The 13,180-nt window shown below is 56.2% G+C and carries 13 protein-coding genes; 9 read left to right on the forward strand and 4 right to left on the reverse strand.

Annotation, left to right across the window (positions count from 1 at the left end):
• Positions 1 to 28 precede the first annotated feature (28 nt).
• Entirely contained in the window at positions 29 to 613 is a 585-nt protein-coding gene (locus tag NN484_RS03385) for a hypothetical protein (protein WP_274658575.1), read from the forward strand.
• Positions 614 to 750: 137 nt separating this feature from the next.
• Positions 751 to 2,421 (forward strand): hypothetical protein, encoded by a 1,671-nt coding sequence (locus NN484_RS03390; RefSeq protein ID WP_274658576.1) that lies wholly within the window; start codon positions 751 to 753, stop codon positions 2,419 to 2,421.
• A 393-nt stretch (positions 2,422 to 2,814) separates the two neighbouring features.
• Here NN484_RS03390 and NN484_RS03395 read toward each other — a convergent pair whose 3' ends face one another.
• Both NN484_RS03395 and NN484_RS03400 read right to left on the reverse strand, forming a co-directional pair.
• Entirely contained in the window at positions 2,815 to 3,021 is a 207-nt protein-coding gene (locus NN484_RS03395) for a hypothetical protein (protein ID WP_047598090.1), read from the reverse strand.
• 154 nt (positions 3,022 to 3,175) lie between these two features.
• Positions 3,176 to 3,367, reverse strand: coding sequence for a YegP family protein (locus NN484_RS03400; RefSeq protein WP_007963291.1), 192 nt, complete (start codon positions 3,365 to 3,367; stop codon positions 3,176 to 3,178).
• Positions 3,368 to 3,643: 276 nt separating this feature from the next.
• Between NN484_RS03400 and NN484_RS03405 the strand changes: the two genes are divergently transcribed.
• The 7 genes from NN484_RS03405 (at position 3,644) to NN484_RS03435 (ending at position 10,601) form a co-directional block, all read left to right on the forward strand.
• The gene (locus NN484_RS03405) at positions 3,644 to 4,609 is read left to right on the forward strand and encodes a glycosyltransferase family 2 protein (protein ID WP_127649753.1); all 966 of its coding nucleotides are present in this window, start codon (positions 3,644 to 3,646) and stop codon (positions 4,607 to 4,609) included.
• 3 nt (positions 4,610 to 4,612) lie between these two features.
• On the forward strand, positions 4,613 to 5,323 hold the full coding sequence (locus NN484_RS03410) for a class I SAM-dependent methyltransferase (RefSeq protein ID WP_274658577.1): 711 nt from the start codon (positions 4,613 to 4,615) through the stop codon (positions 5,321 to 5,323).
• Positions 5,320 to 5,706, forward strand: coding sequence for a GtrA family protein (locus NN484_RS03415; protein WP_274658578.1), 387 nt, complete (start codon positions 5,320 to 5,322; stop codon positions 5,704 to 5,706). Before NN484_RS03410 ends, NN484_RS03415 begins: the two co-directional genes overlap by 4 nt.
• A complete protein-coding gene (locus NN484_RS03420) occupies positions 5,703 to 7,787 on the forward strand; it encodes a DUF6311 domain-containing protein (protein ID WP_274658579.1) in 2,085 nt (694 codons plus the stop codon). Before NN484_RS03415 ends, NN484_RS03420 begins: the two co-directional genes overlap by 4 nt.
• An 89-nt stretch (positions 7,788 to 7,876) precedes the next feature.
• Complete coding sequence (locus NN484_RS03425; protein WP_127649757.1) at positions 7,877 to 8,797, forward strand: LysR substrate-binding domain-containing protein; 921 nt, start codon at positions 7,877 to 7,879, stop codon at positions 8,795 to 8,797.
• A gap of 176 nt (positions 8,798 to 8,973) precedes the next feature.
• On the forward strand, positions 8,974 to 10,182 hold the full coding sequence (locus NN484_RS03430; protein WP_274658580.1) for a low temperature requirement protein A: 1,209 nt from the start codon (positions 8,974 to 8,976) through the stop codon (positions 10,180 to 10,182).
• Positions 10,183 to 10,235: 53 nt separating this feature from the next.
• A complete protein-coding gene (locus NN484_RS03435) occupies positions 10,236 to 10,601 on the forward strand; it encodes a 5-carboxymethyl-2-hydroxymuconate Delta-isomerase (protein ID WP_215501575.1) in 366 nt (121 codons plus the stop codon).
• Positions 10,602 to 10,604: 3 nt separating this feature from the next.
• Here the strand turns inward: NN484_RS03435 and NN484_RS03440 are convergent, their stop codons facing one another.
• Both NN484_RS03440 and NN484_RS03445 read right to left on the reverse strand, forming a co-directional pair.
• On the reverse strand, positions 10,605 to 11,540 hold the full coding sequence (locus NN484_RS03440; protein ID WP_215501576.1) for a LysR family transcriptional regulator: 936 nt from the start codon (positions 11,538 to 11,540) through the stop codon (positions 10,605 to 10,607).
• A 199-nt stretch (positions 11,541 to 11,739) separates the two neighbouring features.
• Positions 11,740 to 12,921 carry a cyanate transporter gene (locus NN484_RS03445; RefSeq protein WP_215501577.1) on the reverse strand — a complete coding sequence of 394 codons (1,182 nt, stop codon included), beginning with the start codon at positions 12,919 to 12,921 and terminating at the stop codon, positions 11,740 to 11,742.
• Positions 12,922 to 13,180 lie beyond the last annotated feature (259 nt).

Raw genomic sequence — 13,180 nt, forward strand, 5'->3', positions numbered from 1 at the left:
AAAATTTTAACTCGTCGAGAAAAAAAACATGACTTATGTTCAGGTAAATCACGATTTTATAAAATTTATTGATCCAAGTTTGTATGCCGATGTTCTTAATAAAAGTGATGATGGAATTTGCGTGATAAGGCTGCAGCTGATATGTGAGCGGTTTTTAAGCGTCTATTTGAAAGAAAGGATTTCTCCAGAAAATATTGAGTTTTTCGTTAGTGGAAAAGGCAAGAGTGCTGAAATTCTCCGCCATTTTAATGAAAGACTAACTACATCGATAGCTTCTGGCTTGCCTGCTGAGTTGGCAAGGGCTTTGAAGCATATAAATAAAATTAGAAACCATTTTGCTCACAGCCTCGATCATAAAATCATGCAGTCTGATATGGATAAATATTTTGAGCTGGTGGATTTGTTTAAAGTGGATGTCGGTATGATCCACGGTTATGAAGGGCCAGTGAGGGAGGCAAAAATTAGTTCGGATGGCAAGGTAGTAAATGCCGTAGATAATTTTCAAGCTGGGTTTACTGCTGCTACTTACTTTTTAATGACAAAAGCCGGACTCTGGCTGGCCAATGATTTGCAAAAGCGAGGGCAGTTAAGCTTAGGTGAGCCATTGCAATAGAGGCTCGATCGGCTTGAGGTGTAGGCCTGTGAGCTAGGCGTTACTTTATAATCGGAATCAAATAGAGCGTCTTTGGTTTGCGTAAACATGCCAAGTAATTAACTGAAAGCCAGATTTAATCTTTACAAGGAGTTGGGGTGGCTAAGCTTAGCAAAGTTAAAATAAAGAATGACAAAGTCATCTTGGCGGATGGGTCGATTGTTGATATGCATCCACGCCATAATTTCGATAAGCCAACACGTTTGCTTTTGCAACATATGGCGGCAGGTGTCTGCTCCAACCCTGATTGCCTGAGTCACACCATAGGCTCGAATCTTAAGCGAAACGATTATGCAGGTAACGGTGTCGCCGCTCACATTTGTGCTGCCGCTCCCGGCCCCGGTGCTGCTCGCTACAATAAACATCAGACGAAAGAAGAGCGTAGCTCGTACAAGAATGGGATTTGGCTCTGCGGGTCTTGCTCCATCATCATCGATCGGGATGAGTCACGCTATCCGGTTGATCTACTCTGTGAGTGGAAGGCTAAGGCTGAAAAACGTGCAATGACTATGGTTGGAACCAAATCTCTGACCCAGTTTGAATTGGCTGATAGTATTCGTGCTGAAGTGGTTAGAGCTTTGACGTGCAATTTTAATAATATGGTCAATCCTTTCGAATTTCCTGTTCAGTCCATTCATCATTCTTATAGCGAAGCAATAGAGAAGCTTGATCCACGCTTCAGCGTTAAGACAGTAGTTGATGGTGCTATCACTCACGTACTGTCGGCCAAAAACATTTCTGATTCCCGGTTTTCAGTTGTTGCAACCGGTGAAGCTACGTCTGAATTACAGGACAAAATTGAAAATCATCGGCTGACAGGCCAAGGATTCAAAATTGACTCATCAAAAATAAATTTTATAAATAATGATATTTTTCAGGCGTTCAAACAATCACGTCCCGGTTCATATCTATATCTAAAGCCTGCTGTTTTAAAGGTTCAAAGCTCTTTGTATCTGGTGTCTGCGAATTCTCGTCATTTTCTTTGTACATTTGAAAGTAGTTATGTCGGTGGGGAGAAGGTGATAACGGTCGATGGTGAGACGCTAGATGGATTCTTAAGCTTTTGCTTTAAAGTTAACGCTATAGATTCAAATGTATTCATTGAATTTAGGACATCAATTGAGTCTTGGTTTGGGAATTTGGTTTCAGGGCTCAAGCATCTTCCAAAATACTTAGAGGCTAGTAGGTACCTTGACTCGGTTGCAGAATTCGGCTTTCTAATTGAATATGAAAATGCGGACACCCTTGTTCAGATTCCACCTGCCAAGGCTGAGTGCTATATACAAAATAATGAATCAACGATAAGTTTTAAGAAGTGTTTGAGTGCCCTGTGTGCGTTGCACGGATTTTCAAAAATATTATCTGATAATTTATATATAAAGCATTCCCCTTTGGATACGGACTCAGTACTGCTCTCACAGAGTTTTTTGCAGCTTGAAAAGGGGGCAGTGCTGCAGCCGTTAGAATATGGCTCGCTTATTTTTTCACAAAGGATGGATTCGATTGACCCTGAATTAGCTAGCTATTTTTGTTCTGGGGTTGAGGGTGTTTATTTTAGTATTAGTGATGGAGTCAGGGTTCTAATAGAAGTTTTTGGTAATTTTATAGAGTGTCCGCCGGTAGTCGCTTCTTATGAGGGTTTTGAAGTGGCTCTTTATTATGGTATATGTGGAGAGGATTCTGGTTTTTTGTTTGTTAATTTGTACTCGAATCAAGAGACAAAGGTTACTTTTAGCTTGGGTGATGGGGGCTTTGTTTTGAGGGGGTGATGTTTTTCATCTGGCGAGTAATTACTAAGCCATAAATATTGATTACTTACCAAGTCTAGTGTTTGGTTTGCCAATGGCTTTAATGGTCGCGGAAAATTAAGCTTGGATAATATTATGAAGTAATAGGTGCGTCGTTAAGCTCATCTAGCTTGGACAAGCACCCTGAAAAAAGTTTGTGATACCAAAAAAACCTAACAGCAGGAGGTACGTCATTTTGTAGCAGAGTTTTGTAGCAAAATACTCAAAACTGCCTGTGTTTGTTGGTTTTGGCGGGCTGCAGCGTTCGATTCTGGACGTCCCTATCTCTCCGCCATACATAGAAAAAGCCCCGTAGCTGAGAAGCTGCGGGGCTTTTTTGTTTCTGCGGATTTATCAAGTACCCGCCTCAGTCACTCACGGCTGCGAGTGCCCCAGCTTCTGTTTGATCAAGTCATACACTTCCTTGTGCGTCGAGTTGCGCAGCGTGTTGTCCTTGCAAGCCGAGGCCAGGAAGGTTTTCACTTCGTCCTTGGCGTGCGGATAGAGGCTGGCGACGTAATCGGCTTCGTGTGTTTGGGTGCAGTTGAAGTGCTTGTCGTCTTTCGCTTTGTCTCTAGCCATGGTGCGGCTCCTTTTTTGGGTTGAATGTTATGTGGCGGAACAGGGCTGGATGGCCCCATACGCTGAAGAGCGTAGGGGCGCAAAAGTGCTTCGCCAGTGGTTCAGGCAAAAAAGGAAGATGCTGTAGGAAACCGCGCTATATCGACTGGCTGGATCAGATTTCCTTCACCGGCGTTTCGCCCTGCACACCCTTGATCAACTCGATCACATGTAAGCAATCGGCCTTGTTCACATACGACTCGCCACTGGCAATCGTCTCGTGGTTCCCCGCTCGTAGCCTCCAGCGCCATTGGCCTTTGCCGGTGCTCGGGGTGCCTCGGGATTGCCTGTAGATCTCGAAATACATTCAGTTCGCTCCTTGCGATGGTGTTTGCGACAACCTGTGTGGCGCATCGACGCAAGCCTAGCGGAGCGAGTTTTTTTCGCTATCGGGCATTTGTTTCCAATCGTTGGCAGATGTTTCTGAAGGGGGCGGGCTAGAGCGCACGCATTGGCCTCTGGATTGGCCAGAATGTCGCCATTTCCACCTTGCAAGGCCATCGACGCTACTGCTTAATACGGGACGGCTCATGGCGTCGAAAACCCTTCGACGACCGACAAACACTATAAAAAGAGCACTCCCTTGACTGAGCATGGAACGGCACAGGCTACACGGGTCACGTTATCGCTGGTTGTCCCGGTTTTTAACGAGGAAGACAGTCTCGCTGCGTTCATTCTGCGCATCGATGAAGTCTTCCAGCCCCAGGCGTCGATTGCGCTGGAGCTGGTGTTCGTCAATGACGGCAGCACCGATGCCACGCTTGAGCGGCTGCTGGAACGTCAGCGGCACGACGCGCGTCTGCGCATCGTCGACCTGAGCCGCAACTTTGGTAAGGAGGCGGCGCTGTCTGCGGGGTTGCAGATCGCCACCGGGCAGATCGTCGTCCCCATCGACGCCGATCTGCAAGACCCGCCCGAAGTCATCCTGCAAATGATCGAGCGTTGGCGCGAGGGCTATGAAGTGGTGCTCGGCCATCGCGTCAGCCGCCGCAGCGACACCTGGGCCAAGCAGACGTCGGCGCACTGGTTCTATCGCCTGCACAACAAGATCGCCGAGCAACCGCTGCCGGAAAACGTCGGTGATTTCCGCCTGATGGACCGTTGCGTGGTCGATGCCTTGCTGACCTTGCCCGAGTCCCGACGCTTCATGAAGGGGTTGTTTGCCTGGGTCGGGTTTCGTACCACCCACGTTGATTACGAACGGCCCGAGCGTGTGGCCGGGCAGAGCAAGTTCAACGGCTGGCGGCTGTGGAATTTCGCCCTGGAAGGCATCACCAGTTTCAGCACCGAACCGCTGCGAATCTGGACTTACATCGGGGCGATGGTCTCGCTGGTGTCCTTTGCCTTCGCTATTTTTATCGTGTTGCGCACGCTGATCCACGGCGTGGACATGCCCGGTTATGCCTCCTTGATGGTGGCCGTGACGTTCCTCGGTGGCCTGCAACTGATTGGCATCGGCGTGCTCGGCGAGTACCTGGGCCGCACTTATATCGAATCCAAACGCCGGCCGGTTTTTCTGGTGCGTCGCGTCTACGACCCCAAGGACTGAAACATGGATCTCAAGGAAACCGACATCCTCGGCGACAGCATCGGTGAGCATTGGTATTACTGCTCCAAGGCCGCTGCAACCCGCCGTTTGCTGGGCGATGCGCCGATCACGCGGATTCTCGACGTGGGTGCCGGCTCGGGTTTTTTCTCCCATCATCTGCTCACCCAAACCGCTGCGCAGGAAGCCTGGTGTGTTGACATCAGTTACCCCGCTGATTCGGACGCGACCACCGTCGGCAAACCGGTGCATTACCGCCGCGATATCGACGCCAGCGATGCGGATCTGGTGTTGCTGATGGACGTGCTGGAGCATGTCGACGACGACCTCGGCCTGCTCAAGGCTTATGTCGATAAAGTGCCGTCCGGCAGCCGTTTCCTGATGACGGTGCCAGCGTTCCAGTTTCTCTGGAGCGGGCACGACGATTTCCTCGAACACAAGCGGCGGTACACCTTGCCGCAGTTCGAAACCCTGGCCCGTGACGCGGGTTTGACTGTGCAGCGCGGTGCCTACTATTTCGGTGCGGTGTTTCCGATCGCGGCGGTGCTGCGTTTGCTGCCCAAAGGGCCACAGGCCGCAGTGCCGCAGTCTCAGCTCAAACGCCATCACCCATTGGTCAACGGCGTACTGAAGACTCTGTGCAGCCTTGAGCTGCCACTGATGGGCATGAACCGCCTGGCCGGTCTGAGCGTCTTTGTGCTGGCGCGCAAACCGTGACCTCAGCCGACCGATCAGCGTTGATCCAGCGCGGTTTGCGCTTTGCCGTGACCGGTCTGTTCGTCACCGCTCTGCATGCGCTGGTGGCGGTGCTGTTCATCAATTTTGTTGCGCCTCAACCGCCGCTCGCCAACGGTGTGGCATTTGCCGTGGCGACGGTGGTGTCCTATGTGATCAATACCACCTGGAGTTTTTCCGCCCGGCTGCATGGCAAAACCCTGCTGCGCTTTCTGCTGGTGTCCTGCGGCGGCTTTCTGTTGGCGATGTTCGTCGCGTGGGCGGCGCAGATCGCCGGACTGCACTATTTGCTGGGCATCGGCGCTGTGGCACTGATCATTCCGGCCTTCACCTTCGTGCTGCATAACTTCTGGACGTATCGATGAAGGGTTTGAACAAGCACCCGGCCTTGGCGCTGTTGCCGATCCTGCTGGGGGCGCTGGCGTTTTTTCTGGTGATCGGCCCGCGTGCCCTCGACCCGCAAAACATTGCCTGGCTCAAGGACGGTGATCCGGCGACGCATTACCTGGGCTGGGCGTTCTTTCGCCATTCGCCCTGGACCTTTCCCCTCGGGCTGAACCCGTCCTATGGGATGGAACTGGGCAGCTCGATCATTTTTTCCGATTCCAATCCGCTGCTGGCGCTGTTGTTCAAACCGTTCAACGGGTGGCTGCCGGAGACGTTCCAGTACTTCGGCGTGTGGTTGTTGCTGTGCTTCGTTCTACAAGCCTGGTTTGCCTGGAAGCTGCTCGGCCTGATCACCGACAACCCTGTGTTGCGCCTGCTCGGCGCCGGACTCCTGGTGTTTTCGCCGCCGATGTTTCTGCGTACCGGCGGGCATCTTTCGCTGGTCGGGCACTTCCTGATTCTCGCGGCGCTGTATCTGGCGCTGCACCCGGTGTTGCAGCGCCGACGCCTGGCGTGGGGCGCGCTGCTGGCCGTGACGGCGCTGGTCCACGCCTACCTGTTAGGCATGGTAGCGCTGATCTGGGTGGCGGATCTGTTCGGCAAACTGTGGGCTGGCAAGCTGAGCCGCCGTCAGGTACTGATTGAGCTGGTCAGCTTGTTCGCGCTGGTGAGCGTGTGTTGCTGGCAGGCGGGTTATTTCAGTCTTTCCGGTGGCACGGTGAGCGGTGGCTTCGGCTTCTATCGAATGAATCTGCTGTCGCTGGTGGATGCGGACGGTTGGTCGTTTGTCCTGACCGACATTCCCACGGCCGGCGGCGATTACGAAGGTTTCAATTATCTGGGGCTTGGCGTGCTGTTGTTGGTGCCATTGGCTTTGATCGGCGGGTACCGCAGCGGCATTTCGCTGAAGGCGCTGCTGAGCCGTCGCCCGTTGCTGTTCTGGGCGATGCTCGGGTTGACGCTGTTCGCGCTGTCGAACCAGATCGGTGTCGGCCTGCAGACCTTCAGTTATCCATTACCGAAGTTCGTGGTGGGGCTTTCGAACATTTTTCGCGCCTCGGGACGGATGTTCTGGCCGGTGTTTTACGTCATCGTGATACTGCTCACTTATCTGGTGGTGCGCGGCTATCGCCCGCGTATTGCCATGGGGTTGCTGACGTTGGCGCTGCTGGTGCAAGTCGCCGATACGCGGATTGCCTGGGCCGGTTTGAGAGCGACGAAAATGGTCCCGGAAGCTGCGGCCTGGGTCAGCCCGATGCATGACCCGTTCTGGGACAGTGCAGCGGCGCATTACAAGAGCATCCGTGCCGTGACACCGAAAAATCAGCCGGACCAATGGCAGGCGATTGCCGATTTCGCCGCCACCCACGGGCTGAAAACCGATGCGGCCTACCTGGGGCGTACGAGCCCCAAGGCACTGGAAAAGCTTCAACGCACGACGCAAAGCCAGCTTGCCAGCGGTCAATACGACACCGATTCCCTGTACATACTCGATGACGACGCGTTGGCGCTGGCGGTAAAAAGCGTTCACAGCGACACCGATCTGTTGACCCGAGTCGACGACTTTGTCGTGTTGGCGCCGGGCTGGAAACACTGCGCTCAATGCCTGGCGATGGTCGATCAGGGCCGGGCGATGTCGCCAATACCGTTGAGCCAGCCGGGGCTGGTGCAGACGTTCAATCACAGCACCCGGCAACTGGTCAAAGGCTGGTCCACACCGGAAGCATGGGGCACCTGGAGCGAAGGGCAGGATGCGGAACTGCTGCTGCGCGTCGCGCCCGGGACGCGTGCGATCGTGATCGATGTCGTAGCGTTCGCCATGCCGCCGAATCTCAGCCAGCGGGTGATCGTCAGCATCAATGGCGTGGAGGCGTATTCGACGCGTCTGACTCAGGTACAGGACAATCGGCTGGAAATTCCGCTCAGTACGGTGCCGGCCGCCGAGGAATATTTGAATGTCCGGCTGCATCTGCCCGATGCCGTCAGTCCGAAAAAGCTCGGCTTCAACGACGACGCACGCGTCATGGGCCTGGGATTGAAAACACTGACGGTGCAGTGAAATTGTTCAACAAGCGGCCAATCGTCTGATAGACGCCAGTCCCAGGGACTTCATACACTGCCCGCAGTCTGGGGATCGGGGGGCAATGGATGAATCGAAATGAACTACGCAAGGCCGACATCAACCTGATGGTGGTGTTCGAAACCTTGATGCTCGAACGCAACGTGACCCGGGCGGCGGAGAAGCTGTTTCTCGGCCAGCCGACCATCAGCTCGGCGCTCAATCGCTTGCGCGCTATGTTCAATGATCCGCTGTTCATCCGCGTCGGCCATCGCATGGAACCGACCGCCCGCGCCGAGGAACTCTTCCGGCATCTTTCGCCGGCCCTCGATTCGTTGTCGGTGGCGCTGAGCCTGACCCACCAATTCGATCCTGCCGTGAGTAACATGACCTTTCGCATCGGCCTTTCCGATGATGTCGAGTTCGGTCTGTTGCCACCGCTGTTGCGCGCCTTGCGCCAAGAGGCGCCGAAAGTCGTATTCGTGGTGCAGCACGTCGATTACTGGCGCATCCCCGACCTGCTGGCCGCCGGCGACATCACCGTCGGCATCAGCCAGACCCGAGGCCTGCCGGCCAATGCCAAGCGCAAACTGCTGCGGCATATCCAGCCGAGCATCCTGCGCGCCGATGCTTCGGATTCGCCGCTGACTCTCGATGAATACTGCTCACGCCCGCATGTGTTGGTTTCCCACACCGCCAACATCAGCGGCTATGCCGATGAGTGGCTAGCGGAAATCGGCCGCACCCGGCATGTGGTGCTGTCGGTGCCGCAATACAGTGCGTTGCCGGCGTTGCTGGCCGGCACCGACCTGATCGCCAGCCTGCCGGACTACACCGCCGAAGCCATGGCCGCCTCTGGCCGGTTGTTCAAGGAACCGTTTCCGTTCAAGACCCCGATGCTCGATCTGTCGATGGTCTGGCTCAGCCATGTCGACAGCGATCCGGCCGAGCGCTGGCTGCGTTCGCGGCTTGAGGCGTTCATGAGTGAGCGGCCACTGACCGCACCCTGATTCCCAACACCAATCTCCTGTAGGAGTGAGCCTGCTCGCGAAAGCGCTGGGTCAGACAACATTGATGTGACTGACACGCCCTCATCGCGAGCAGGCTCACTCCTACACGGGTGTTGCGTTCGTCTGGCCGGGCTGCTTTGCTCAATGGCAATGATCCCCGGGTGGAGACCTGTCCCATGAGCATTTCCCGTTCGTTGCTGCGTGGGCGCGGCAGTCTCGACAGTGGCAAGGTCGGCATGGTCGAGCTGTTTTTCGATCTGGTGTTCGTCTTTGCCGTGACTCAGTTGTCGCATTCGCTGCTCGCGGATTTGTCGATACTCGGCGCAGTGCGGGTAGCGCTGCTGATGGTCGCGGTGTGGTGGGTGTGGATTTTCACCTCGTGGATCACCAACTGGCTCGACCCGGAAAAACTGCCGATCCGTGTCGGATTGTTCGGGCTGATGATCGCCGGCCTGTTGCTGTCGTCATCGATTCCCAAGGCCTTTACCGAGCGCGGGCTGATGTTTGCCTCGGCGTTCGTATTCATGCAGGTCGGGCGCACGCTGTTCGCGATCTGGGCGGTACGCGGCGAATCACTGGGCATGACCCGCAATTTCCAGCGCATTCTGGCGTGGCTGATGTTCTCCGGAGTGTTCTGGATGGCGGGGGCGTTTCTCGAAGGCCAGCAGCGTCTGCTGTGTTGGGCGCTGGCGCTGCTGATCGAGCTGATTTCACCTTCGCTGTATTTCTGGGTGCCGGGGCTGGGGCGTTCGTCGCTGAGCGACTGGAACGTCGAAGGCAATCACATGGCCGAACGTTGCGCACTGTTTGTGATCATTGCCTTGGGGGAATCATTGCTGGTCACCGGCGCGACGTTCGCCGAGCTGACGCTGAGCGTCACCGGGGTCATCGCGTTTCTGGTGGCGGTGCTGGGCAGCATCGGCATGTGGTGGGTGTACTTCGACAGCGGTGCCGAGCGTGCGCATCACCGCATCGCGCATTCGAGCGATCCCGGGCGTCAGGCGCGAATCGCCTACACGTACCTGCATGTGCTGATCGTCGCCGGGGTGATCGTCAGTGCAGTGGCCGACGAGTTGGTGCTGGTGCACCCGGATCACGCCAGTGACGCCGGCATTCTGGTGATCGTGGGCGGACCATGGCTGTTTCTGTTGGGCAATGCGCTGTTCAAGTGGGTCATGTCCGACCGGCCGCTGCCGCCGTTGTCGCATGTGGCCGGGCTGGTGTTGCTCACGCTGGCGCTGCCACTGGCGTTGAACCACTGGTTTTCGGCGCTGATGCTCGGGGCGCTGACCACGGCGATCGTGGTGTTGGTCGCGCTCTGGGAAACCCTGGCAGTGCGTCAGACGTTAACCTCGATACCGTCAGAAAAACCCGCAGGAGAGTAGGGCGGTGCTGTGGTATATGTACGACCTTTCTGCCGATTGACTGGAGCACTGCCATGCCACACCTGCACATGGAATACACCGCCAACTTGCCGCAGTTGAACGCCGATGTGGCGTTGATCCGGCTCAACAACACGCTGGTGGCTTCCGGTCAGTTCGCAGCGGAGTTCGATATCAAGAGCCGGGCGGTGAAGATCGAGAGCTTCAAGGTCGGTACCGGTATGGGCGAGCGCGCCTTTGTCCACGTGAAGCTGGCACTGCTCAGCGGTCGTTCGCCACAGATCAAGAAGCAGCTCTCGGAGAGCTTGCTGGCGGTGTTGCAGGATCTGTGCGAATGGCCGAGCGGGGTTGAAGTGCAGTTGTGCGTTGAGTTGCTCGATATCGACCGCGATTCCTACACCAAAACTGCCATCGGCGTGTAGGACTCAGGCCGCTTCCAGCTCACTGCACACCTTGATCACCTGTTCGCGCAGCCAGACGTTGGCGCTGTCCTGATCGGCGGCCTGGCTCCACTGCATGTCGAGGGTAAACCCCGGCAGGCCGTTCGGCGCCTCGCAGTGATTGAACACCGCTTCATTGGTCAGCAGGCGCTGGATACGCCGGGGCAGGGTGAGGATGAAGTCAGTGCCGGTGATCATCTTCAACGCCGCACTGTAGCTGTTGGAGCGCGCGACGATCTGCCGTTTCTGCGCCTGACGCGCCAGCCAGCCGTCGACCATGTTGGTGGTGGAAGTCCACGGTGTCGGGAACACGTGCCGTCGTTCGGTGAAGGCCTGCAGACTCAGGCGCGGTTCCAGCGGTGTGGCGCGTTTGTCGAAGACACAGACCAGATCGTCCTCCAGCAACATCCGCGACTTGAGGTCGGTGTGGCTGCGGTGGAAGTTGGGGCCGAAGCCGATCACCAGATCGAGGCTGCCGTCGCGCAGTTCGTCGGCGGGCACGTCGGTCTCGAACTTGTGCATGTTGACCATCACCGGCAAATCGTCGAAGTCGAAACGCTTCAACAGACGCGGCAACACCAGTTGCTCGAAATATTCCGGGGCACAGATATTGAAGGTCACCGCTTGCCGGGTCGGATCGAACGTCGGGGCGCCGGCGTGGCACAGGTTGATGCTTTCGAGGATCTTTTGCACGTGGCCGTACATGGTGCCGGCCTTGTAGGTGGGGCGCATGCCGGTGCGAGTGTTGATGAACAGTTCATCCTCGAAACTGGTGCGCAATTTTTTCAGGCAATAGCTGACGGTGGACTGGCTGACGCACAGCGTTTCCGAGACGTCGGTGACGCTGCTCTGCTCATACACGGCGATAAACACCATGAGGTCCTGCATGTCGAGCTTTCGAAGCAAGTTACTGTTCAGCATCCGTTCCGTCTCGCTGTGCTCCTTGCGCTGAATCCGCGCAAACGTGTGCGCATGATCGTAACGGAACGATGGTGCCAGGACAAAGCCCTGTAGGACGTTTCAATGTCAGTTGTGGGACAGAAAGTTTTAGTAACACGACGTCGCCAGACAAACCGCAGAAAGATGGCAAGAAGCCTCTAGCCAGCGAGGCTGTTCGGCCTCAATGAATGTGTCGGGCGTACTGCCGTGGGTCGAAGCGCAGCACCATCAGCAGCATCACGATCATCACTGCGGTCAGCGACCACCACGCCCATTCGAAGCTGCCGAGGCGGTCGCGGAGGATGCCGGCCAACAGCGGCGAAAGCCCGGCGATCAAATAGCCGATGCCTTGCACGAACGCGGTCAGGCCACCGGCGCGCTGCGGGTTGTCGAGGTGATCGAGCGAGACGATCAGACTCATCGGAAACAGTCCGCCAATGCCCAGTCCCAGCAGGCACGGCCACAGCAGGCTCAGGTGTTGCGGGCTGAGGATCAGCCCACAGAAGCCGCCAATGATCAGCAGCAGCAACGCCGCCAGAACCACGCGTCGATCACGGCTGCGGTTGGCGATGGCCGGTGTCAGCAGCCCGGAAATCACCTCCATGGCCGTCAGAAAACCCAACAGCAGGCCGGCGTGTTGTTCGCTCCAGCCTTGCTCCACGTAATACGGCGCCAGCCAGGCGAGTACGCAGGTGTAGGACGCTGTACCCAGACCGAAGAAGACAGCGAGTAACCACGCGCGGGAATTGCCGAAGAACGATTGTTTTCCTACTGGCGTGTTCTGCCTGGATGACGTGGTCGGTTGTGTCCACCAGACCAGCAACGCGAGCAAGGCCAGCACCGCCCAGATTGCCAGCCCGATGCGCCAGCTGCCGGTCTGCACCCTCACCAGTGGCGCAAACGAGGCGGCCAGTGCGGCGCCGCCCATGATCGAGGTCACATACAAACCCATGCACAGCGCCACGCTGTCGGGAAAGCGTGACTTGATCAGCGCTGGCATCAACGCCTGAACCAAGGCGATGCCCATCCCCGCCAGTACCGCGCTGCCAATCAACTGCGCCGCCGAATCGAGCCACAGCCGCGACAGTGTCGCCAGCCCGATAATCAACAGCGACAGGATCACCGTGCGCTGCTCGCCCAGACGCCGACTGATGCCGACGCCGAAAAACATTGCCAGCCCCATTGCCATTACCGGCAGCATGGTCAGCAGCGAAGCCAGGCTGAAACTCAGGGGAATGTCGCCGCGTATGGCCGACAGCAAGGGGCCGACCGCGGCCATCGACGGGCGCAGATTGAGCGCGACGAGCATGATACCGAGCATCAGCCAGACAGCGGGGCGAGCGGTGGCGCGAACGTTTTCCATCGGCAGACTCTGGATTGCGGAGGCTGTCGATTAGGCGGCGCGCCGCACGTATCGGCAAATCAGATTTCCCGAGTACTATTTAAAAACTAAATATGACTCTCCCCGTGTAGGAGCTGCCGAAGGCTGCGATCTTTTGATTTTGTTTTTCAAGATCAAGATCAAGATCAAGATCAAGATCAGCAGATCGCAGCCTGCGGCAGCTCCTACAGGGGGAGGTTCGTATTCCTCTTGCTGACCACGCTGTAAGACTATTCTTTCT

Origin of the sequence: Pseudomonas serboccidentalis, from assembly GCF_028830055.1 — a bacterium.
Classification (GTDB): Bacteria; Pseudomonadota; Gammaproteobacteria; order Pseudomonadales; family Pseudomonadaceae; genus Aquipseudomonas; species Aquipseudomonas serboccidentalis.